At 35.1% G+C, this 20,685-nt stretch carries 20 protein-coding genes and 1 other RNA gene; 11 read left to right on the top strand and 10 right to left on the bottom strand.

Annotation, left to right across the window (positions count from 1 at the left end; genetic code table 11):
- Window positions 1–32: 32 nt before the first annotated feature.
- Both D778_RS13225 and D778_RS13230 read right to left on the bottom strand, forming a co-directional pair.
- Window positions 33–1,889, bottom strand: coding sequence for a T9SS type A sorting domain-containing protein (locus D778_RS13225; protein WP_162138299.1), 1,857 nt, complete (start codon window positions 1,887–1,889; stop codon window positions 33–35).
- A gap of 1 nt (window position 1,890) precedes the next feature.
- Window positions 1,891–3,018 (bottom strand): hypothetical protein, encoded by a 1,128-nt coding sequence (locus D778_RS13230; RefSeq protein ID WP_007651574.1) that lies wholly within the window; start codon window positions 3,016–3,018, stop codon window positions 1,891–1,893.
- Window positions 3,019–3,129: 111 nt separating this feature from the next.
- On the opposite strand from D778_RS13230, the gene D778_RS13235 reads away from it, so the two are divergent.
- Both D778_RS13235 and D778_RS13240 read left to right on the top strand, forming a co-directional pair.
- On the top strand, window positions 3,130–3,339 hold the full coding sequence (locus D778_RS13235; RefSeq protein ID WP_007651578.1) for a hypothetical protein: 210 nt from the start codon (window positions 3,130–3,132) through the stop codon (window positions 3,337–3,339).
- Window positions 3,311–3,892, top strand: coding sequence for a Smr/MutS family protein (locus D778_RS13240; RefSeq protein WP_007651579.1), 582 nt, complete (start codon window positions 3,311–3,313; stop codon window positions 3,890–3,892). Before D778_RS13235 ends, D778_RS13240 begins: the two co-directional genes overlap by 29 nt.
- On the opposite strand, the gene D778_RS13245 is transcribed toward D778_RS13240, so the two are convergent.
- Window positions 3,889–4,830 (bottom strand): hypothetical protein, encoded by a 942-nt coding sequence (locus D778_RS13245; RefSeq protein ID WP_007651582.1) that lies wholly within the window; start codon window positions 4,828–4,830, stop codon window positions 3,889–3,891. The two genes, D778_RS13240 and D778_RS13245, sit on opposite strands and share 4 nt — an antisense overlap.
- 114 nt (window positions 4,831–4,944) lie before the next feature.
- Between D778_RS13245 and D778_RS13250 the strand changes: the two genes are divergently transcribed.
- Window positions 4,945–6,093 carry a cysteine desulfurase family protein gene (locus tag D778_RS13250; RefSeq protein WP_007651583.1) on the top strand — a complete coding sequence of 383 codons (1,149 nt, stop codon included), beginning with the start codon at window positions 4,945–4,947 and terminating at the stop codon, window positions 6,091–6,093.
- Between the two features lie 99 nt (window positions 6,094–6,192).
- Here the strand turns inward: D778_RS13250 and D778_RS13255 are convergent, their stop codons facing one another.
- The 4 genes from D778_RS13255 to D778_RS13270 all read right to left on the bottom strand — a co-directional run bounded on the left by D778_RS13255 (window position 6,193) and on the right by D778_RS13270 (window position 11,399).
- Entirely contained in the window at window positions 6,193–6,690 is a 498-nt protein-coding gene (locus D778_RS13255) for a hypothetical protein (protein ID WP_007651584.1), read from the bottom strand.
- Window positions 6,691–6,809: 119 nt separating this feature from the next.
- The gene (locus D778_RS13260) at window positions 6,810–7,175 is read right to left on the bottom strand and encodes a hypothetical protein (RefSeq protein ID WP_007651585.1); all 366 of its coding nucleotides are present in this window, start codon (window positions 7,173–7,175) and stop codon (window positions 6,810–6,812) included.
- A 63-nt stretch (window positions 7,176–7,238) separates the two neighbouring features.
- Entirely contained in the window at window positions 7,239–9,671 is a 2,433-nt protein-coding gene (locus D778_RS13265) for a TonB-dependent receptor (RefSeq protein ID WP_238307689.1), read from the bottom strand.
- Between the two features lie 39 nt (window positions 9,672–9,710).
- Window positions 9,711–11,399: a M23 family metallopeptidase gene (locus tag D778_RS13270; protein ID WP_007651588.1), complete on the bottom strand. Its 1,689-nt coding sequence runs from the start codon at window positions 11,397–11,399 to the stop codon at window positions 9,711–9,713.
- Between the two features lie 174 nt (window positions 11,400–11,573).
- On the opposite strand from D778_RS13270, the gene D778_RS13275 reads away from it, so the two are divergent.
- The 4 genes from D778_RS13275 to rny all read left to right on the top strand — a co-directional run bounded on the left by D778_RS13275 (window position 11,574) and on the right by rny (window position 14,000).
- Window positions 11,574–11,864, top strand: a complete 291-nt coding sequence (locus D778_RS13275) for a hypothetical protein (protein ID WP_007651589.1) — start codon at window positions 11,574–11,576, stop codon at window positions 11,862–11,864.
- A gap of 18 nt (window positions 11,865–11,882) precedes the next feature.
- On the top strand, window positions 11,883–12,176 hold the full coding sequence (locus tag D778_RS13280) for a cell division protein ZapA (RefSeq protein ID WP_007651590.1): 294 nt from the start codon (window positions 11,883–11,885) through the stop codon (window positions 12,174–12,176).
- 52 nt (window positions 12,177–12,228) lie between these two features.
- Window positions 12,229–12,374: non-coding RNA, 6S RNA (ssrS, locus tag D778_RS14330), on the top strand.
- 51 nt (window positions 12,375–12,425) lie between these two features.
- Window positions 12,426–14,000: a ribonuclease Y gene (gene rny / locus D778_RS13285; protein WP_007651591.1), complete on the top strand. Its 1,575-nt coding sequence runs from the start codon at window positions 12,426–12,428 to the stop codon at window positions 13,998–14,000.
- A 91-nt stretch (window positions 14,001–14,091) separates the two neighbouring features.
- Here rny and D778_RS13290 read toward each other — a convergent pair whose 3' ends face one another.
- Window positions 14,092–15,261, bottom strand: coding sequence for a PAS domain-containing sensor histidine kinase (locus D778_RS13290; protein WP_007651592.1), 1,170 nt, complete (start codon window positions 15,259–15,261; stop codon window positions 14,092–14,094).
- 113 nt (window positions 15,262–15,374) lie between these two features.
- Window positions 15,375–16,271, bottom strand: coding sequence for a site-specific tyrosine recombinase XerD (gene xerD / locus D778_RS13295; RefSeq protein ID WP_007651595.1), 897 nt, complete (start codon window positions 16,269–16,271; stop codon window positions 15,375–15,377).
- Between the two features lie 220 nt (window positions 16,272–16,491).
- Here xerD and D778_RS13300 point away from each other — a divergent pair, with 220 nt between their 5' ends.
- The 4 genes from D778_RS13300 (at window position 16,492) to aroQ (ending at window position 19,057) form a co-directional block, all read left to right on the top strand.
- Window positions 16,492–17,028, top strand: a complete 537-nt coding sequence (locus tag D778_RS13300) for an outer membrane beta-barrel protein (protein ID WP_007651597.1) — start codon at window positions 16,492–16,494, stop codon at window positions 17,026–17,028.
- Between the two features lie 163 nt (window positions 17,029–17,191).
- Window positions 17,192–17,734 (top strand): hypothetical protein, encoded by a 543-nt coding sequence (locus tag D778_RS13305; protein WP_007651600.1) that lies wholly within the window; start codon window positions 17,192–17,194, stop codon window positions 17,732–17,734.
- A gap of 159 nt (window positions 17,735–17,893) precedes the next feature.
- Window positions 17,894–18,532, top strand: coding sequence for a porin family protein (locus D778_RS13310; protein WP_007651602.1), 639 nt, complete (start codon window positions 17,894–17,896; stop codon window positions 18,530–18,532).
- Between the two features lie 99 nt (window positions 18,533–18,631).
- Window positions 18,632–19,057: a type II 3-dehydroquinate dehydratase gene (aroQ, locus tag D778_RS13315; RefSeq protein WP_007651605.1), complete on the top strand. Its 426-nt coding sequence runs from the start codon at window positions 18,632–18,634 to the stop codon at window positions 19,055–19,057.
- A 150-nt stretch (window positions 19,058–19,207) separates the two neighbouring features.
- Here aroQ and lpdA read toward each other — a convergent pair whose 3' ends face one another.
- On the bottom strand, window positions 19,208–20,584 hold the full coding sequence (lpdA, locus tag D778_RS13320; RefSeq protein ID WP_007651607.1) for a dihydrolipoyl dehydrogenase: 1,377 nt from the start codon (window positions 20,582–20,584) through the stop codon (window positions 19,208–19,210).
- Between the last annotated feature and the right edge of the window lie 101 nt (window positions 20,585–20,685).

Genomic DNA, 20,685 nt, shown 5'->3' on the forward strand with positions numbered 1-20,685 from the left:
TTTTGGTTTTAAAGATATAAAAATATCAAGAGTTATTTATTTGAAACAATAATCTTTTTGCTTACCACTTGATTGTCAGCAAACGATACGTGAGCTATATAAACCCCTTGACTTAAGTTTTTTGTTGAAAAACTATAATGTGCCTCTGTGTTTAAGTTTTTTTCATTAAAAATCTGTTTTCCGGTCACATCATGTAGGTTTACTTGTTTTACCTCTAAAAGCTTAGGGTTGGAAATGGTTAATTGTGCTAATTGATTGTTTTGATAAATACTTAAATCTTCAACAGTTATAACTTGGTCTATGTTTAAAGCTTCAGACGTAAAGGTTATTTCAAATCGGTCTGTATAGGTGCCTTGAGGTAAATTTATTTCATAGTTATTTTCCCTTAAATCCACATAAATATCATTATGGATATCATGAATAAAAATAGGCTGATTTTCATCGAAATTTTGCACATCAAAAATTCTAAACCTTATAGGTTGATTGTTTTTTGCCTCAACCACTAAAGGGATTCGTAATTCCATATCGTAATTAAAGGCTTGTATAAAATATGGGACATCATCTAAAACCCAGTAAGCATCAGAATTTTGTGTAAAATCCCCTTTGGCTTCCAAACCATAATCAAAGCCATCTGTAGCAGTATGATGAAAGTTCATTAATAATTGTCTGGTATAGAATTCGCCCTGAGAAAAATCGACATTAATTCTAAAACGCTTAAAATCTGCAGGAACAATATTAAAGCCGTCTTCGTTGTATTGAGTTTCTTCAAAAGTGTTTTCGGAACTGCTATTGTTTTCAGTCCTAAAAAAGTAACTATCTGTACCAGATTGTTTGTAAAATTCTCTTTGGGCGTTGGTAAATGTAACAACACCTGTTGCAGCACCTTCAATCATAAAGCCTTGACCTATTGGAATGTAACGTCTGGCAATTTTAGATCCAGTTCCAGCTGGAAAATTTGTAGGTGTTCCGTCTAATAAATATGTTGTAAATGGAGCATGAGTAAAGGAATCTGTCCCTCCAGATGAAATAGTATATAAGGCGTAACCACCTACATAACTTGAGAGCACATGAGAGGTCGCTCCAGGGGCTTGTTCCCAATATTTTAAAACCCCAGTCATTTGTGGTGGTGCATTTGCAATTAAACCAGTATTTAAAGGGTCGTGTATAAAATCTCGCGCATCCAATGCAGATGGATAGGGGTTCCCAACTAAGGTTTCTTCTCCAGCAACCACAGAAACAGTAATGTTTCCATTATTTGGTTTTCCTCTAAAATCGTATTGTTGTCCACCACTCGGGTTTCCCTTCATGGTAAAGCCATAACCAGGGTTTACTGAACCAGTGGAACCCACATGATCCCATTCTGCATATAATACTCCAGGGTCGTAACTATACAACCAAAAACTGGAAATAACTTGAGGGGTTGGAGGAGCTGTAGCCACACCATTATAACCTGTAGTATAAGTAGCCAACACACTGGTTATTGGATCTAAGGCTGGATTGGTATGCCCAATATGGTCGTAAATATTATCATTGGGAATAAAAGGTCTGTTAGAGGTCGTGTTTGCAGTGGTATTTCCAACTGGAGAACACCAATAATTATAAGCATAGGTATTTACGGTTCCTGTTTGATAAGCGCTTAACTTGCCTCGGCCATTGTTTCCAATATTGTTCCCTTGTAAGAGTTGTGCTTCATTACGAAGATAAATATTACTGTTTGTTCCATTAAAAGTGATTCTACCAGTAACATATAAAGGAGCAACATTTGGTCCACTTGTAAAAGCTGTGCCATCTACATAAATATAGCTTCCACTTCTCACGTACAAATCGGTTTGGGCAAATATGAAAGTACTTGTAGTAAAAAATAATATTAAGTAAAATAAATTTTTCATTCTATTTAGATTTAATATTTGCATTTGTAGTATTATAGAAATTAATTATCTGATTTTTAATCTCTTGTGGAACTTCTAATTTATCTTTTATATTATTGGGGATAATACTTTCTCTTTGATTGATGTTTTTGTTATTAACTTTTGCAACTGCTATCCAATCGAAACTTAATTGATTATCTAATTGTGAAGCTTTTACTCTAAAACCTGTTGGTGTTTTTTCAATAATACTTAAATTAATATATGATTTGTTACCTGTTAAAGTTATTATTGGGATTTGATTATTGAAATCTTCAGTAAATGAAACCCATAACTCTAATGTGTTTAGTTTATTTGTACCAAAATCCTGAATAACCACATTAGAATTTTTAATTTTTTCAATTTCATCCATATTATGTTGAATACCTATTAAGTTTAGGGTTGCCAATGCATAAGTGTCAACACCTGAAAAACCTTCATCAAGAATATAGTCAGGAGACTCATCTGCAATTAAACCAAGCCTAAATGCAGGCCTGTAATGATTTTCTTTACCTACTATCATTTCATCATATTCGTTTATATAATTATACAAAGAAGGCTTCAGGTTCCTGATATTATTGATTAAGTAATTCTTTATACCTGAATCTAAATTTACTTGATGGATATTTCTTTTACTTTCCCTTGCGGATACAGTTATAAAGCCATTTGAATACATTCGATACCATTCTTGCCAAGCTGAGCCAACTCTATACCCTACGTATCCATAACCTCCTGATTCTGGTTCTATGGTTACGTCAGGGCCTCTAAAATATCCGAGAAGTGCTTGACTTCCAGTATTCCCATCATTGCCAATTTCTATTGGATGGAAAATTGTGTGTACAGGAATGCCTAAAGAGAAGGGAGCTGTTGGTACTGCAGAAAAGCCAATCGCATCTGCACTTCCATCAATAAAGAATAAGTTAGTATTGGTGTTTCCTTCAACCCTAAAATCATGGTTGCCACCAGATTCATTAAAAATGGCATCTTCCATAACAGTTAGTTGCGCTGTAGGACTAGTCGTCCCAATCCCAACTTGGGCAGAGGCACTTAGGGAAAACAATAAAAAGGCAATAAATAAGTATGGAAGTCTGTTAAAAAGGTGATTTTTTTTCATATTTTTCTACTTTTAATTAGTTATAGAGGTATATTAAATTAATCAAATTTCTCTATTCTTTATTCTAAAAAAAACGATATTCGTTAAATAGCTAAAAATCATCGATATAAAATGAAATACAACACCTATTTAAACTATTTATTGATCTTTATAGGAAGCATGGTAGCCATTTATGCTCAAGCTGGTGTAAAACAAGATGTGGTTGTTTTGATTCTTGGAATTATTATTTTAATGTTTGGTTTATACCGAATTTCCAGTACACTTTCCAGTAAAAAACAGTCTAAAGAGAGTCATGAACCAAACCAAAAGGATGATGCTTAAAATAGGGGATAAAGTGTCTGTATTAGATGAAGATATCACAGGCAGCATACTAAAAATCACAGAAGATTCAGTGACCATGGTTACTGAAGACGGTTTTGAGATGGTGTTTAATAAAAAAGAATTGGTACTCATTAAAAATGAATCCGAATTACAATCAAAATCCTTTTCAAATGTATCTTTTTCTGAATTGCTTAAGGAGAAAGAAAGCCCTAGAAGAAAATCCACTGTTAAAAAGAAAGTAAAGGAACGTTTTCAGCCTACCATGGAAGTGGATCTGCACATTCATCAATTAACGGATAATGCTTCCAGAATGAGCAATTACGACATGTTAACCTTACAATTGGATACAGCCAAAAAACAATTGGAATTTGCCATTGGAAAGCGCATCCAAAAAGTGGTGTTTATCCATGGCGTGGGAGCAGGTGTTTTAAAAATGGAATTGGAATATTTATTTGGAAGATATCCCAATGTGACTTACTACGATGCCAATTTTCAAAAATACGGGGTTGGTGCAACCGAAGTATATATCTATCAGAATGTAAGTGCCGATTAAAATTCTGGTGTTACCGTTCTTGTGCTGGTTGTATTGGCGTTTTGCAAAGATCCAAAGTCAAACGTATCCTGATTTAAGTTAGGAAAAGAAATATTTTCCACAATTACAGAGACTTCATAGGTTTGTGTAATGGTATGAACCCTATAGGCTGTTGCAGGAACCATAATGGCCACATCTGGATTTAGGTAATCTGCTAAATTTGGGTTGGTATAATCGTTGGAAGGGTTTTGGTCCTGACTCACATTTTCCTCGTCAATGGTTAATACGCCATCGCCATCATCGTCTGTGTCCAAATAATTTGGAATGCCATCTCCATCGGTATCTTGCGGATTTGTTAATGGATCATCGTCATCATCGTCATTGTCATAATCAATCAGTTCTGTACTGGTAAGTACATTATCGCCATCGTCGTCTGGATCTAAAAAATTAGTCAAACCATCCCCATCGGTATCATCATCATATAAATCGCCATTGCCATTAATATCTTCCATTTCAGCAGGAATTCCATCGTTATCGTCTTCTGCATAAGTAGTGGTAATGGTATAACTTCCATCAGAACTTGATAAATCTTGTGTTATCCCTAAATTGGAAGGAGGAACGTCGTTACAAAATAAATTGTCTGTTAATGTATTGTAGCTTCTATAGTTGAATAAGTTGTTGGAGCCATCTATGTTGCCTTGAATTTCAGGATTCACCAATTCCACCAATAAGGGGTTGGTTTCAGATGGTTCCACTTCAAAAATATCTGCCAATGTCAAGGTTGGAGAACTTATTTGTAATGAAATGGATTCGGCAGGACTCTCTTTGGTATTGTAAAACACCAATTCGCCACAGGCTTCAAAGGTATCGTCAAAATCTAATTCCACAAAAATAACATCTCCATCGTCACAAGACATTACTAAAATTAAAAAAGATACTAGGGCAAATATTTTTCGCATGACATGTATGGATTTTAAAACAAAAATAAAAGATTTGTTAAATATACAACGTGGCTTCTTGCAAATAATTTTAATTGCCCTATTTTTGCTACCTCACTAAAGCAAACTCAAATTATGAAATCTGTTTATTTTGATAGTGCTGCAACCACACGAGTACGACCAGAAGTTATTAAAGCCATGCAAGATGTTTTGGAACATCAATATGGAAATCCATCTTCAACCCACGCGTTTGGTAGAGCATCAAAATCAATTATAGAAACAACCAGAAAAACCATAGCCAAGGAATTGCACGCATCTCCACAGGAAATTATCTTTACTTCTGGAGGTACTGAAGCTGATAATATGATTTTACGTTGTGCCGTTAGAGATGCCAACGTAACTACCATTATCACCTCTCCAATAGAGCACCATGCTGTATTGCATACCGTTGAAGAGTTGCGAAACGAGTATGATGTTACTGTTGAATATGTAAAACTTCAAGCCTGTGGCACTCCAGATTATGATGATCTGGAAAGACTGTTAACAGCAAACGACGAGAGGAAATTGGTGAGTTTAATGCATGTGAATAACGAAGTTGGAAACATTTTGGATATAGATAAAGTGTCTTCCCTTTGCAAAGCCAACAATGCCTTGTTGCATAGTGACACGGTTCAATCCATTGGTCATTATAAATGGAATGTAGAAGAAACCCCAATTGATTTTATGACTGCTGCAGCCCATAAATTTCATGGTCCCAAAGGTGTTGGGTTTGCTTATATTAAAAAAAACAATACCTTAAAACCTTTGATTTTTGGAGGTTCTCAAGAACGTGGTTTTAGAGCAGGAACAGAACCAGTACATAATATCAAAGGCTTGGAAACCGCTTTTGTTCTAGCTTACGAAAATTTAGATGAAGAAAAACATTATGTAGAGGCATTAAAAGATTATTTTAAAACCCAAATAACCAAAGCCATACCAGGAGTTAAGTTTAATGGTAATTGTTCTGATAATACCAAAAGTACTTACACCTTGTTGAATGTTTGTTTGCCCATGTCTGCTGAAAAAGCATTGACCCTTCAGTTTCAATTGGATTTAAAAGGGATTGCCTGTTCCAAAGGAAGTGCCTGCCAAAGTGGGTCTGGCAAAGGATCTCATGTGTTGGAGCATATCTTAAGCGAAGAAGACCAACAAAAGCCTTCCATTAGATTTTCGTTTTGTAAATACAACACCAAAGACGAAGTAGATTATGTAGTTGGCGTTCTAAAGGAGTTCGTGGAGAAATAATTATTAAAACCACCAATACGGTTTTATTGAAACAATACATAAAAAAACCTTCAGGGACATAGGCTCTGAAGGTTTTTTGCTGCTTGACCGTAAAAGCCCTTAAGCAGCTTGTGCTTTCTTGAACATTTTGCTTTTTATAATGGTGTTCCACTTATCCAGAAGCGCAATTTCATTGTTCATTTCAAAGTTTACATCTACGTTGTAAAACTCCAACACCTCCTTGTTTTTGGATTTGTAGGTTATTACCAAATCGATTCTGTCTGTTTCAATTTTAGAAGTGGTTTTGTTTTTATGGGTTCTTTGCGTCCTTACAATGTCGCAGGAGTCTACAAGACTTAAATCCACAAGGGTTACTTGATGTTCTGCATCAATAATTTTTGAGTAGATAAGTTTGTTTGCCGTTTCATCTATGGCCATGGCATAATAAGTGCCCCAAAAATCTGGGGTTTTTACTTGTAAATGATGCTTTGAGGCTTCTTCCATAAAGCCTTTTCTAGAATTTTTTTTCTGACGTTTTTGTGATGTTTGAATAAGTATTAGAGGGATTATTATTACCAAGGCAATAACAATACCTATGATGGTGCTATGAGATTCCATAAGATATTTTTTTATTTGTTGAATATAGAATGTCCTGACCTTGTTGGTCAAGATGAAATAATAACAACAGCTCCTGATCATTCAGAACATGAGATGTTTAAGGAATATAATATGAAATTTTAAGAAAAGGTATGAAAAGGGTAGAGCAGTGTCTCAATATCCAATCCTGGTTGAATGTGTTTGCTTTTGTAAAGATATTGACTGTCTTTGGTTAAGGTGTAAATTTCTACCTCTTTAAAGGATTGAAATGTTGTTTTGGAATTAGTTACCTGAACATTATGAACGTTTTCGTTTGCAAGGTCTCCTAAGGGTTCCAGGTCTGGAAATATGGATAGCTCAGGTGTTTTGGAATTCAATAAGTTAACAGCAACATCCTGTTGTTGGCTATTATCAAAAACCGTTTCCACTATAAAATTTTGAATAGAAACGCTTATGCTTAAGGTATAAGCAAACAAGAGGCTCAAGGCAACCAGGTTTCTAATCATTTGTTTCATATACACAAATGTATGACTGTTTTTAATTCGAATTAAAAAAAGTGTGTTAAATTATTAAAATTTCATGGTTGTCCTTACATTAAACACTCGTGGTGTCAGGTAATTAGGAATGGCATACTGCCTTTTGCTGTAAACGTCCCTTACCCAAGTGTTTGTTATGGAGTTTTGCGCATTGAAAATGTTAAAAATTTCAAAGCCAACAGATAAATATTTAAAAGGTTTCCTCCAGCCATTGTATGTTTCGTTTAAATCTACAATAACATATTGCAAACCTATATCGGCACGCTTGTAATCTGGCAAACGGTTTTGGTAAACATAAGGATCGGCATAGCTTGGAGAACCACCAGGAAGCCCAGTGTTGTAAACCAAGTTTAAATACATTTTCATTTTAGGTAAGCTTGGTACATAATCTTGAAAAAGAGCTGCAAACTTTAAGCGTTGGTCTGTTGGTCTGGCTATATACCCTCTATCATTGATGTTTTCTTCGGTTTTTAAATACCCAAAACTAAACCAGGATTCGGTTCCAGGGACAAATTCGCCATTCAATCTGAGATCCAAACCATAGGCATAGGCTTTTGCATTGTTGGTTGCAGCGTACCTAATTCTAACATTTTCCAAGGTGTAAGGGTTTACATCTGTGAGTTTTTTATAGTAAGCTTCTGTAGTTAATTTAAAAGGTCTGTTCCACATTTTAAAGCTATAATCGTTTCCTACAACCACTTGAAAAGATTTTTGGGCTTTAACATCTGGATTTACAGTTCCGGAATAATCACGCAATTCCCTGTAAAAAGGAGGTTGATAATATATACCTCCACCAATTCTAAAAAGCATGTCTTTGTCCCAATCAGGCTTGATGGCAAATTGCGCTCTTGGACTAAAAACAATTTGTGAGGTTTTATCTATGCCATCACCACTTACAGTCCAATTATGAGCTCTTACTCCAGCATTGAACCATACGTCATTGTCTCCTAAACTGGTACGTTTGCTCCATTGTAAATAACCTTGGATTCTTTGAATGGTGGTGTGGTTTTTAGCTCTTACATTTTGATAGGCTGCCAAAGGCCCTTCGTAAGGTGTATAAGGTTGGTCGTTAAAAGCGTCGATGTTGGGAGGATTTATGGAGAACCCAGCCGAATCTATCACTTCCCATTCCACCAACCGATCCCTAATATCTTCGTTGGTGTACTTTAGGGACCATTCAAAATCGTTATCGTCCATAGTATATTTTCCGTTGTGTTCGATATTGGTGATTAGGGCATCCAGATCGTTTCTTCCATGGTTTAATTGACCTCCAATACCTTCACTATATTCCACTTCACCCAAATCTTCATCTCCAATATTGGTATTTACTTCGCCCAACCTATATTGTGCTAAAATATCAAAATGTTCTTCTTCGGTAGTGTGGTAAGTTGCAGTGGTTAAGTTAAGGGTTACATTATCATTTAAAAGGTAAGTTGCTTTAATGGCCCCAAACAAGGTTTGGTATTGATCTTTTTCTTGACCTTCATAAAAAACCAATAATGCCAAAGGGTTTTCCAAAGTACCAAAATTTGTCTGTCTGGTTTTAGGTTCATAATTGTATTTGTTCAAAGAGGCATTTCCTAAAAAGCTGAGACTGAATTTATGGGAAAAATTGTAGTTTATCTGGGTTTGTACATCAGCAAAAGTTGGATCGTAATTGGTTTCTGTTTCTTGTGCATTAACAAGTAAGCTGTTGTTTCTATAACGAATTCCAATTATGCCTGAGAGCTTGGAATCTTTACTTATGGCATCTACAGCCAGGCTTCCACCAAGTAGGCTTAAATCTGCACTCACACCAAAAGCGTAAGGTTTTCTATAGGTAATATCGAGAACAGATGCTAATTTGTCTCCATATTTTGCTTGAAAACCTCCAGCAGAGAAATCGACATTCTGAACCAGGTCTGTGTTAACAAAACTCAATCCTTCTTGTTGCCCAGAACGTATCAAGAAAGGTCTGTAGATTTCAATACCATTTACATACACTAAATTTTCATCGTAGTTTCCACCTCTTACGGAATATTGTGTGCTTAATTCGTTGTTGCTACTTACGCCAGGAAGTGTTTTCAATAGATTTTCCACACCAGCATTCGCACCAGGAATGAGTCTAACGGTTTCGGGTTCCAGTGTGATTATGCCTTCAACTTCTTTTCTTTGCTTGCTGGAAATTACAACGGTTGAGATTTGTTCCACAGATTCCTTCATGATGGGATGGAACTCGTATTCTTCCCCATTTTTTAAGTTAAATGTAGCAGTAATACTTTCAAAGGTAAGGTGAGAGAACACCACAGTAACCTCTTGGTCTGCTGGTATTTTTAAAATAAAAAAACCGTTCTCGTTGGTTACGGTTCCTTTGTCTTGAGCTTTGATATTTACATTTGGAATGGGATTATTGGCATCGTCTAGAATAACACCTTTTAAAGTTCCAGATTGTGAAAATCCTAAAAAGGACATCGAAAAAAGGAACATGCAAAATAGATAAGTTTTTATTTTCAAAAGCTTCATTATTTATTTTCTGTAAAACGTAGTTTCAAAAGTAGAATTATTTCCAACATTATCGGTAACAATCACTTTTAAATTATTTTTTGTTTCGGTAATTATACCATCATTAAAATCGTGGGTCAATGTTTTGGTTTTGTAATCGTACTCCATTAAAATCCATTTTCCATTAACGGTTGCGCGATAATTTGAAATGCCGGAACCTTCATCATCTATCTTCACTTTAAGATAACGGTATTTGCTAAGCCATTGTCCATCTTTAAAATTTATGGGCCTAATGGTTGGTTCTATAGTGTCTGCTACCAAGGCGTAGGTTCCTAAATCGTCTGTTATGGTGTACATCAGGTTTTTTTCTTTTGTCGTGTTGGAATACCAAGGATGTTGTTTATAACCAACCAATCTGGCGATGTAAAGTTTATGGGCATCAGCTGAATCGTAATGACTAATATCGTATGTAATTTTAAAATGTTTTTTAACAGGAATGGTATCGTCATGTAATTTAATGGTATCGTTTGACACTGAAAAGTCCATATAAAAATCATCATAAAACGTCTCTGGATAAAATTCAACCGAAATGTGGTTGTATAATAGCTCGTTGGTTTTGTCTGCATGAATATAATAAGACGATACAAAAGAATCCTTCACTTTAAAGTCTTGTTCTTTTTTACCTTCAATATTAATGGTGAGCCAAGAAGTGTTGTTTTTAAAATCCTTTACTGCCACTTTGTAGACCGAAGAGGTACTGTCTTCAACCCTAATAAAACCATAATTATCAGAGTCTTTATAAATACTTAAGGGGTTATTGGGTTCTATAAAGAGTTTTTGGAGTCTTTCTTTTTTTGTTTTATAATGTCCATAATCTATAAACCGGTTTAAATGTCTGGTTTCGTCAAAAGAAAATCGTTTAAAATCGATGTCTATTTTTTTATTGCCATTAAAAAAAGCTTGAATGTTGTACACGCCATTGTTGTTGTATGCCAAATCCTGTCTGTCAGTAGATTCTATGGCAAAGCCAATTTTTCCATAAGCCTGAATGTTCTCAACTGTATAATCGCCATTAGGGAGGGGTAAAAGCCTTAGTTTTTGTTTTTCGTTTGATTTGTTTACATACGAATGCTTGTCCATGGGATAAGCATAAACCTCTTTAATAACAGGTAAGGTAGTGTCTTTAACATCAAACCCAAAAAGCAATGGATTGATAGGTCTTTCTTGATTGTCCCGAATTTCAAAATGTAAATGTGGACCACCAGACCCTCCTGTGTTACCACTATAGGCAATAACTTCACCTTTTTCTACAATAAGCTCTTCGGTATTAGGGAACACTTCAATTTCAAACGATTCTTTTTCATATTGCAACTTCTTGATATAAGCTTCAATTTCAGGGGAAAACTTTTGCAAATGCGCATATACAGTGGTATAACCATTAGGATGGGTTATGTAAAGGGCCTTTCCGTAGCCATAATGGGAGATTTTAATTCGACTTATATACCCACTAGCAGAGGCATACACCTTTAAACCTTCTCTTTGTTGCGTTTTAATGTCCAAACCGGAATGGAAGTGGTTGGAACGCAATTCAGCAAAAGAGCCAGACAAGACCAAGGTAACATCCAAAGGATTCCCAAAATAGTCTTTTGGGTAATAATCTTGGGCTAGGCCAAAGGCACAAACAAAAAGAAAAAAGGGTAAGGTGAATCTCATAAATTAAGTAATTCTTGCTAAAATATTAATTTGAACGAAATCTACAAAAGATATATTGTACGCTATTTTGCAATAATATCAAGCAATTACAACATTTTGCAAATTTTATGTAAAAACAATTGTAATTTATAGGAAGGTATCTTAACTTTGTCTGATAAGTATTGCATATTGCACATGAGTAAAATTGAAGAAATTGTTGATGCTCTTGAAGTAAAAGTAGGGAAAGTTTTACAGCAATTGGAAACCGTAAAACAAGCCAACTTAAAACTGGAAAAAGAGTTGCAAGCTTCTAAACAACATGCCATGGAACAACAAGAATTGATTGTTTCTTGGGAAGAAAAATACGAAGCACTCAAGATTGCAAATACAATGCTAGGTAGTGACGAAAACAAAAGAGAGACAAAGCTTAAAATAAACACATTAATTCGGGAGATTGATCATTGTATTGCGCAATTGTCCGAATAAATGTAACATCAAAAATCAATGTCAGATAAGCTTAAAATAAAGCTATCCATAGCTAACAGAGTGTATCCTTTAACCATTGTGCCTAGCCAGGAAGAAGGATTGCGTAAGGCAGCTAAGAACATTGAAACGATGATCAATCAATTTGAGCAAAGTTATTCTGTAAGGGATAAGCAAGATGTTTTGGCCATGTGTGCTTTGCAATTTGCATCTCAAGTGGAACAAAAATCAATAGATAAAGAAAATGTAAGTGAACATGTGGAAGAGAAGCTCACGGCTTTGAACAAAATGTTACAATTACATTTGGACTCTTAACGTTCTTTAAAATAAATTAAGGTTACTGCCTACATTAGTTATTATTTGGAAAACTCAACATTAATTCTTTAAAAAGGGTGAGTTTGAACGGTAAAAGCGGGCTGCTAGTGCTGTGTGTGCTGAACTTGTTTCAGTCTCGCAGTATCTCGAGCAGATACTTGATCCGTTTGTTAGCCCTAAACTTGTTTTAAGGAGTTTATTACAAAACAAACTAGTGTAGGCTTTTTTTATATATATAAATAAACTAACATGGACAACTCAATTATATTGATTATAGGTGGTGTTTTGCTAGGAATCATAGTGGGATTCATTATAGCAAAGGCATTAGAGAGAAACAATGCTTCCAAACTTATAAAAAGTGCTAAAAAATCGGCAGCAGCTATTATTAAAGAAGCCAATAGCGAAGGTGAAAGCATTAAAAAGGATAAAATTCTTCAGGCAAAAGAAAAATTCATAGAATTAAAATCAGAGCATGAAAAAGTAATCAATGCTCGTGACAAAAAAATGGCAGAAGCTGAGAAACGTACTAGAGACAAAGAGTCTCAGGTTTCCAGTGAATTGTCTAAAAATCTCAAACTCAATCAAAGTTTAGAAGACAAAATAAAGGATTACAACCATAGAGTTGATATTCTCGAGAAAAAACAGGAAGAAATCGATAGGCTTCATAAAAGCCAGATAGAACAGTTGGAGGTTATTTCCAGTTTATCTGCAGAAGAAGCCAAGGCACAACTTGTTGAATCCCTAAAAGGAGAGGCCAAGAGCGATGCCATGGCTTATGTTCAAAGCACTTTGGAAGAAGCAAAACTAACGGCTCAACAAGAAGCCAAAAAAGTAATTATCAATACCATTCAACGTATAGGAACCGAAGAAGCAGTAGATAACTGTGTGTCTGTTTTTAATATAGAATCGGACGATGTTAAAGGACGCATCATTGGTAGAGAAGGAAGAAACATTCGCGCCATTGAAGCAGCCACTGGAGTGGAAATTATTGTAGACGACACACCAGAAGCCATTATTCTATCCTGTTTCGATTCCGTAAGACGTGAAATCGCCAGATTATCCTTGCACAAATTGGTTACCGATGGTAGAATACATCCTGCTAGAATAGAGGAGGTAGTAAAAAAGACAACCAAACAAATAGAGCAGGAAATTATTGAAGTAGGAAAACGAACCATAATAGACTTAGGGATTCACAACCTACATCCAGAACTTATTAAAGTGGTTGGTAGAATGAAATATCGTTCGTCTTACGGACAAAATTTGCTGCAACACTCCAGGGAAGTTGCCAAACTTTGTGGTGTGATGGCTGCAGAGCTAGGTTTAAATCCTAAATTGGCCAAACGTGCAGGATTGCTACATGATATTGGTAAAGTGCCAGATGCAGAAGCAGATATGGAAACACCACATGCTATCCTTGGAATGCAATGGGCTGAAAAATATGGTGAAAAAGAAGATGTTTGCAATGCCATTGGAGCACATCATGATGAAATTGAAATGACCTCTCTTTTGTCTCCAATTGTTCAAGTTTGTGATGCTATTTCCGGAGCAAGACCAGGAGCAAGACGCCAAGTATTGGATAGTTACATTCAACGTTTAAAAGACCTTGAGGATATTGCCTTTGGTTTTGGAGGTGTTAAAAAAGCCTATGCCATTCAAGCAGGAAGGGAGTTAAGGGTTATTGTGGAAAGCGAAAAAGTTTCAGATCAAAATGCAGCAGATTTATCCTTTAACATTTCACAGAAAATACAAACAGATATGACCTATCCTGGACAGGTTAAAGTAACTGTAATTAGGGAAACCAGAGCAGTGAATATCGCTAAATAACTTACAGCGTTTATTTGCAATGGGAATATCTGCAAAATCATTAAAATAATATAGCTTGGGTGTTTGCCCAAGCTTTTTTTATAAGTTTTTTTTAAACGTTTGTAATTTCAACTACAGCAGTTTTTTTATTGGGTATGCTAATGGTAAAGGTGGTGCCAACATTAACTTCACTTTCCACCTCAATGTTGCCACCGTAAGCTTCTATTTGGTTTTTTATTAAGTACAATCCAATACCTTCGGCATCTTGGTTTTTATGGAATGTTTTGTACAATCCAAAAATGGAGTTTCCATACTTGTCCAGATCTATTCCAATGCCATTGTCACTAATGGCAATTTTAATGGTTTCAGAATCAAACATGCTGTCAACGGTAATTTTGGGATGTCTGTCTGGATGTTTGTATTTTATGGCATTGGTTAAGAGGTTTTGAATGATACTTTCTATGTAGGACTGATTGTAATGTATAAATAATTTAGGGTCTATATTGTTTTGTACTTCGGCATGGTTGTCATTAATAACCACTTTAAGCATCTTTAAAATACGATCGGTCTCTTGTGCCAAGTATATTTTTTCAATCTTGGCAGTTCTGTTGTTTTGTACAGATACAATTTCTTTTAAATTGGCAATGGTTTTACTAAGGGATTCTGAAAGAATTTGGAGGTATTTTATGGTGTCTTCTTTTTCAAATTCTGATTCTGCCTCATAGTAAAAATCCAATAGGCTTTCAAAATTGGCTGCATGTTGCTTTAGGTTGTGGGTTACTATATGGGCAAAGTTTTTAAGTTGATTGTTTTGTTTGGTAACAATGTTTAAGGTGTTTGCCAGTTTTCTTTCGTTTTCAACATGTTTGGTAATATCTACATGTGTGCCTAAAAAACGTATTGGATTGTTGTTGGAGTCTCTTTCCACAACTTTTCCTTTATCTAAAATCCATTTATAGGAGCCATCCTTGCACTCCACTCGATGCACATTCATGTATATGGGCTTCAAACCATTAATGTGGTCTTGATAATCCTGAAAATATTTATTTCTGTCTTCTGGGTGCACACGATTGTTCCAATCGTTTAGGTTAGCTCCAAAATTGGCATCGTTTTCAAAACCGATAATCCGTTTTGAAGCTTCGGAAAAATAAACTTTATTCTCTGTGGCGTTAAATTCCCAGACACCTACGTTGGTAATCTCTACTGCAAGTTGCCACTTGCGTTTTTCCCCAAACCCATTGGGGTAATTATTTAGTGGTCTGTTTGAGTTCGTGAAATCCATATTGTCTAGATTAAATTTTATTAAAAAACGTAGTTAATATGGGAGAATCGATTTAAAACGGCGCTATTACCTACTAAATATAATTAATAATCAGTAATTTAGAAAATAAAATGTTATTTTCTGGGATGAAATGTTTGAAGCACACTTTTTAAATGGCTTTTGTCCACATGTACATAAATTTCGGTAGTGGTAATGCTTTCGTGTCCCAACATTAGCTGTATGGTCCTTAAATCGGCACCATTTTCCAACAAATGTGTGGCAAAAGAATGTCTGAAGGTATGTGGGGAAATGGTTTTGTCTAGATTGATTTTAACTGCCAATTGCTTGATGATGGTAAAAATCATGGCTCTGGTAAGTTGTTTTCCCCTTCTGTTTAAAAACAAGGTGTCTTCGTGTCCTTTTTGAATAGAGAGGTGGTTTCTTACTTCGTTTTTATAACAGGTAATATATTTTTGAGTAGACTGAACAATAGGCACAAAGCGTTGTTTATCGCCTTTTCCAGTAACTTTAATAAAACCTTCATCAAAAAACAAATCCGAAATTTTCAGGTTGGTAAGTTCGCTTACACGTAAACCACAACTGTAAAGGGTTTCAAGCATGGCACGATTGCGTTCACCTTCAGCTTTGCTTAAATCAATGGCAGCAATCAAGCGATTGATATCATCCAAAGAAAGTGTATCTGGTAGTTTCCTGCCTATTTTAGGGGATTCTATCAATTCTAAAGGATTATCCACTCTATAATCCTCAAAAATGAGATAATTAAAAAAACTGCGCAAGCCGGAAATCATCCTGGACTGGGTCCTTACATTTACAGTTTTTGCAAGCTCATAAATATATTGTTGGATGGTTTCTTTTGAAATGTTCAAGGGAGATACACTTATATGCTTGTCCTCCAAATAGCCAATAAGCTTCTCCACATCCAATCCATAACTGGTTATGGAGTTGTTGGATAGCCCTCTTTCTATTTTTAGATAAAGTTTATAGTCTTTTAAAGCGTGTTCCCATTTCATCATCACAAAAATAAATCAAAAAGTATCCAAATAAAGGTTTTAAGGGTGGAATAAGGTTTGGACGATTTCATTTTGTTAATAACTTATTTGTGTAAAATACTGTAAACTAATAATTTAATGTTTATTATTAAATAAATTGTTAATAAAAAAACAGTTTTTATTTATTAATAAAAAAAAAAGTGGTTATTTTGTTTAATCAATTACAAAAACTTAAAAAATTATGAAGAAATTATTTTTATTGACATTTTTAACAGTATTAAGTTTTACTGCTGTAAAAGCCCAAGAGGGGTTTAATTTAGGAGCTTTTATTGGATTGCCTGTGGCAGATGGAAGTGACTATGCTACTTTTTCTGCAGGTCTGGATGTAAATTATCTTTTTGGAATAAACGAAAAATTTAGTGTAGGTCCAGCAACAGGCTATAGCCATTCTTTTGGTGACACTTACTACGGTTTAGACTACGATGATACCCAATTTATACCTATTGCAGGAGCAGGTCGTTTTAATATTAACGAGATGTTTACTGTAGGTTTGGATTTAGGGTATGCTGTTGGTATTAATGATGGCAACGATGGAGGGTTTTATTACCGACCAATGTTTGGATACAACATCAACGATAAGATTCAGGTAAATGCATCTTATAGAGGAGTGAGATCTAGTTATGATAGCGGTTATTATGATGGTTATTATTATTACAACAGAAGTGTTGATTGGAATTTTGGAATTTTAAGTGTAGGAGCCTCCTTTAATTTAAATTAAAAAAACCTGTTATTTTTCTTTTCATTAATAAAACCCGAAGCAAATCGCTTCGGGTTATATTATTAAGTAAGGTGAGGAAGAGCTTTCTTACATTTTATGGCTGATAATTGTGGAAAATAATTATATTTGCCACCTTAAAACAATTAAAAACCTTAAATTTATTATGAAAAAAATTTTACTTATCGCTGCTGTGGCAGTATTTGGATTATCAAAAGTGAATGCACAAGAAAGTGGTTCTAATGGAGGTCAAACAGACAAAGGAAGTATTTTAGTTGAAGCTAATACTGGTTTTGGTGGTGCTCACTCAAGCAATACAGGATTTGCTTTAACATCAATAGATGGAGATACTGGATGGAATGTTGGTGTTGAAGGAGGTTATTTTATAATTGATAACTTAGCTATTAAAGCTGGTTTAGGTTATGGTGATTATAGTAGTGAAGATAATATAGATGGAATGTTTTCTTACAAAATTGGAGCTAAATACTATATTATTGGAATGATTCCTGTCCAAGTAGATTTAAATGGAGCTTCAGGAAATAGTTTTTCTCCTATGTATGTTGGTGGACAAGCTGGTTATGCTTGGTTTTTAAATGAACATGTTTCTGTTGAACCAGGATTAAGATATGACTTTGGAATGAATGAGGATGCTGGAGATGGTGACTTTAACCCTTTATCAGTAAGAATAGGTTTCGCACTACATTTCTAAGAGTTTTATAATTTTCATTAAAAAAACCGAAGCAAGATTGCTTCGGTTTTTTGTTTTAAAACAACATTTTTAGCGTTATTATTTTTTTTGAATAAGTTAAACAGGCTTCTAAAATTGGGGCATTTTTGTAGGGAACTTAAACAATAAAAATATATAACAATGAAAAAATTAATTTTAATTACAGGAATATTTATTTTTAGCACTACGTTATTGCATGCGCAAGCAGACTCCAAAGCTATTCAATTAGGTGTTAAAGGAGGTGTAAACTCCACTAAAATTACAGGAGACGATATAGACGATGTGAAAGCAAGAACTAGTTTTAATGTTGGTTTATTGGCCGAAATCCCAATTACAGAAAGATTCTCATTACAACCAGAGGTTATGTATTCTGGACAAGGGTTTGATGTAAAGGAAATAGACCAGGATAACATCTTCGATACAAATGAGAACATAGAATATCAACTTGACTATATTCAGGTGCCAGTATTGCTTAAAGCGTATCTGGTTAAAGGGTTGAGTATAGAAGCTGGACCTCAATTTGGATTTAAGATCCATGAAGAATTGGATTTTCAGCCAAATAACGATGGAGGCGATATTGAAATTAACGAAGACGACTCTTATGTTAAGGATTTTGATACAGGCTTGGTTCTTGGAGCAGCCTATAAATTCGACAATGGGTTTTTTGTTAATGGACGTTACAACATGGGGTTAACCAATATTTTTGAAGATAATACCATTTTTGAAAATGTAGATGCTAAAAATGCAGTTTGGCAATTTGGTGTTGGCTTCATGTTTTAATCCAACCCTTATAAAAAACCAAAAACCGAAGTTTCAGCACTTCGGTTTTTTTATGGGTTAATTTTTGATACCTTTACTAAAACAAGAAAGCATTTACAGATGAAAAAAATCATCATTATCAATGGTCCCAATTTAAACCTATTGGGAAAACGAGAGCCACAAATTTATGGCAACCTCAGTTTTAATGAATTTTTTGAAACCATAAAGGCAAAATACCCTCAAGTTATCTTAGAACACTTTCAATCCAACATTGAAGGGGAACTTATTGATAAGCTTCACGAAGTTGGTTTTTTATATTATGGGATTATTTTAAATGCAGCAGCTTACACGCATACGTCTGTTGGAATAGGAGATGCTGTGGCAGCCATAGAAACTGCTGTGGTGGAAGTGCATATCTCCAACACGTTTAAGCGCGAGGATTTTAGGCATCACTCTTATGTGGCACCTTATGCCAAAGGTATCATCGTTGGTTTTGGATTGCAAAGTTATGAATTGGCTTTGCAGAGTTTTTTAAATCCTCTATAATGTTTCTTAAATATTTAATAATACTGTCTTAAATTTCACAGTCTATAAAAAAAGCACGATTCAAAATTTTGAATCGTGCTTTAATTTAAATGTTTTAACAGATCACTCCGGTTGAGCGAAGGCTCTTCCTTTGAGAAGGTTAGTAGGGATTTATAAATGTATCACCTCACCATAAGCATCTGCAACGGCTTCCATAACAGCTTCACTCATGGTAGGATGTGGATGTACGGCTTTTAAAACTTCATGGCCAGTGGTTTCAAGTTTTCTACCTAGAACGGCTTCAGCAATCATGTCTGTTACTCCAGCTCCAATCATGTGGCAACCTAACCATTCCCCATATTTGGCATCGAAAATCACTTTTACAAAACCATCTTTTGTTCCAGCAGCACTTGCTTTACCTGAGGCTGAGAAAGGGAATTTGCCCACTTTAATGTCGTAACCTTTATCTTTGGCTTGTTTTTCGGTTAATCCAACACTTGCAATTTCTGGCGAAGCGTAGGTACAACCTGGAATGTTTCCATAATCTAAAGCTTCCACATGCATACCAGCAATTTTTTCAACACATAGAATGCCTTCTGCAGAAGCTACGTGAGCCAATGCCTGTCCTGGAGTGACATCTCCAATGGCATAATAACCCGGAATGTTTGTTTGGTAATAGTTGTTCACTAAAATTTTATCTCTATCCACAGCAATACCAACATCTTCTAAACCTATGTTTTCAATATTGGTTTTAATTCCCACAGCAGATAATATAATATCGGCTTCAAGGACTTCTTCTCCTTTAGAAGTTTTTACCGTGGCTTTTACGCCTTTTCCAGAAGTGTCAACTTTGGTAACTTCAGAAGAAGTCATGATTTTTATGCCACTTTTCTTGAAAGAACGTTCTAGTTGTTTGGAAACTTCTTCGTCTTCCACAGGAACGATATTTGGTAAGAATTCAACAATGGTTACATCTGTTCCCATGGAATTGTAAAAGTATGCAAATTCAACACCTATGGCGCCAGACCCAACCACAATCATTTTTTTAGGTTGTTTGTCCAGTGTCATGGCTTCTCTATAACCAATTACTTTTTTACCATCTTGTGGCAAGCTTGGCAATTCCCTAGAACGAGCTCCAGTAGCTATAATAATGTGGTCTGCACTGTATTCTTTTCCGTTTACTTCAATTTTTTTTCCAGGTTTTAATGTTCCAAACCCTTCAATGACATCGATCTTGTTCTTTTTCATTAAAAACTGAACACCTTTGCTCATCCCTTCAGCAACACCACGACTACGTTTTACAACAGCATTGAAGTCTTTATCAAACTCTTTTACAGAAAGCCCATAATCGCTGGCATGCTTTAAATATTCAAACACTTGGGCAGATTTTAAGAGCGCTTTGGTAGGGATACAACCCCAATTTAAACATACACCACCAAGGCTTTCTTTTTCAACAACAGCAGTTTTAAAACCTAGCTGGGACGCTCTAATAGCAGTTACGTAGCCACCAGGACCACTTCCAAGAACAATAATATCGTATTTACTCATTGTATAATTTTTAGTCGTTTTTTGAAGCTACGAAGGTACAAAAAGTATCTAACAAATTACAAGTTCTCAATTCTGGATTCCAAGTTTTTGGTTTAAGATTC

The organism is Xanthomarina gelatinilytica (assembly GCF_000348685.1).
Classification (GTDB): Bacteria; Bacteroidota; Bacteroidia; order Flavobacteriales; family Flavobacteriaceae; genus Xanthomarina; species Xanthomarina gelatinilytica.

Excerpts from the sequence above, each read along its gene's own strand:
- D778_RS13235 (WP_007651578.1), top strand. The coding sequence starts at position 3,130 with ATGAAATACAACACCTATTTAAACTATTTATTGATCTTTATAGGAAGC.
- D778_RS13275 (WP_007651589.1), top strand. The coding sequence starts at position 11,574 with ATGAGTAAAATTGAAGAAATTGTTGATGCTCTTGAAGTAAAAGTAGGG.
- D778_RS13300 (WP_007651597.1), top strand. The coding sequence starts at position 16,492 with ATGAAGAAATTATTTTTATTGACATTTTTAACAGTATTAAGTTTTACT.
- D778_RS13260 (WP_007651585.1), bottom strand. The coding sequence starts at position 7,175 with ATGATTAGAAACCTGGTTGCCTTGAGCCTCTTGTTTGCTTATACCTTA.
- D778_RS13305 (WP_007651600.1), top strand. The coding sequence starts at position 17,192 with ATGAAAAAAATTTTACTTATCGCTGCTGTGGCAGTATTTGGATTATCA.
- D778_RS13265 (WP_238307689.1), bottom strand. The coding sequence starts at position 9,671 with ATGTTCCTTTTTTCGATGTCCTTTTTAGGATTTTCACAATCTGGAACT.
- aroQ (WP_007651605.1), top strand. The coding sequence starts at position 18,632 with ATGAAAAAAATCATCATTATCAATGGTCCCAATTTAAACCTATTGGGA.
- D778_RS13230 (WP_007651574.1), bottom strand. The coding sequence starts at position 3,018 with ATGAAAAAAAATCACCTTTTTAACAGACTTCCATACTTATTTATTGCC.
- D778_RS13240 (WP_007651579.1), top strand. The coding sequence starts at position 3,311 with ATGAACCAAACCAAAAGGATGATGCTTAAAATAGGGGATAAAGTGTCT.
- D778_RS13270 (WP_007651588.1), bottom strand. The coding sequence starts at position 11,399 with ATGAGATTCACCTTACCCTTTTTTCTTTTTGTTTGTGCCTTTGGCCTA.
- D778_RS13245 (WP_007651582.1), bottom strand. The coding sequence starts at position 4,830 with ATGCGAAAAATATTTGCCCTAGTATCTTTTTTAATTTTAGTAATGTCT.
- rny (WP_007651591.1), top strand. The coding sequence starts at position 12,426 with ATGGACAACTCAATTATATTGATTATAGGTGGTGTTTTGCTAGGAATC.
- lpdA (WP_007651607.1), bottom strand. The coding sequence starts at position 20,584 with ATGAGTAAATACGATATTATTGTTCTTGGAAGTGGTCCTGGTGGCTAC.
- D778_RS13250 (WP_007651583.1), top strand. The coding sequence starts at position 4,945 with ATGAAATCTGTTTATTTTGATAGTGCTGCAACCACACGAGTACGACCA.
- D778_RS13280 (WP_007651590.1), top strand. The coding sequence starts at position 11,883 with ATGTCAGATAAGCTTAAAATAAAGCTATCCATAGCTAACAGAGTGTAT.
- D778_RS13225 (WP_162138299.1), bottom strand. The coding sequence starts at position 1,889 with ATGAAAAATTTATTTTACTTAATATTATTTTTTACTACAAGTACTTTC.
- xerD (WP_007651595.1), bottom strand. The coding sequence starts at position 16,271 with ATGAAATGGGAACACGCTTTAAAAGACTATAAACTTTATCTAAAAATA.
- D778_RS13290 (WP_007651592.1), bottom strand. The coding sequence starts at position 15,261 with ATGGATTTCACGAACTCAAACAGACCACTAAATAATTACCCCAATGGG.
- D778_RS13310 (WP_007651602.1), top strand. The coding sequence starts at position 17,894 with ATGAAAAAATTAATTTTAATTACAGGAATATTTATTTTTAGCACTACG.
- D778_RS13255 (WP_007651584.1), bottom strand. The coding sequence starts at position 6,690 with ATGGAATCTCATAGCACCATCATAGGTATTGTTATTGCCTTGGTAATA.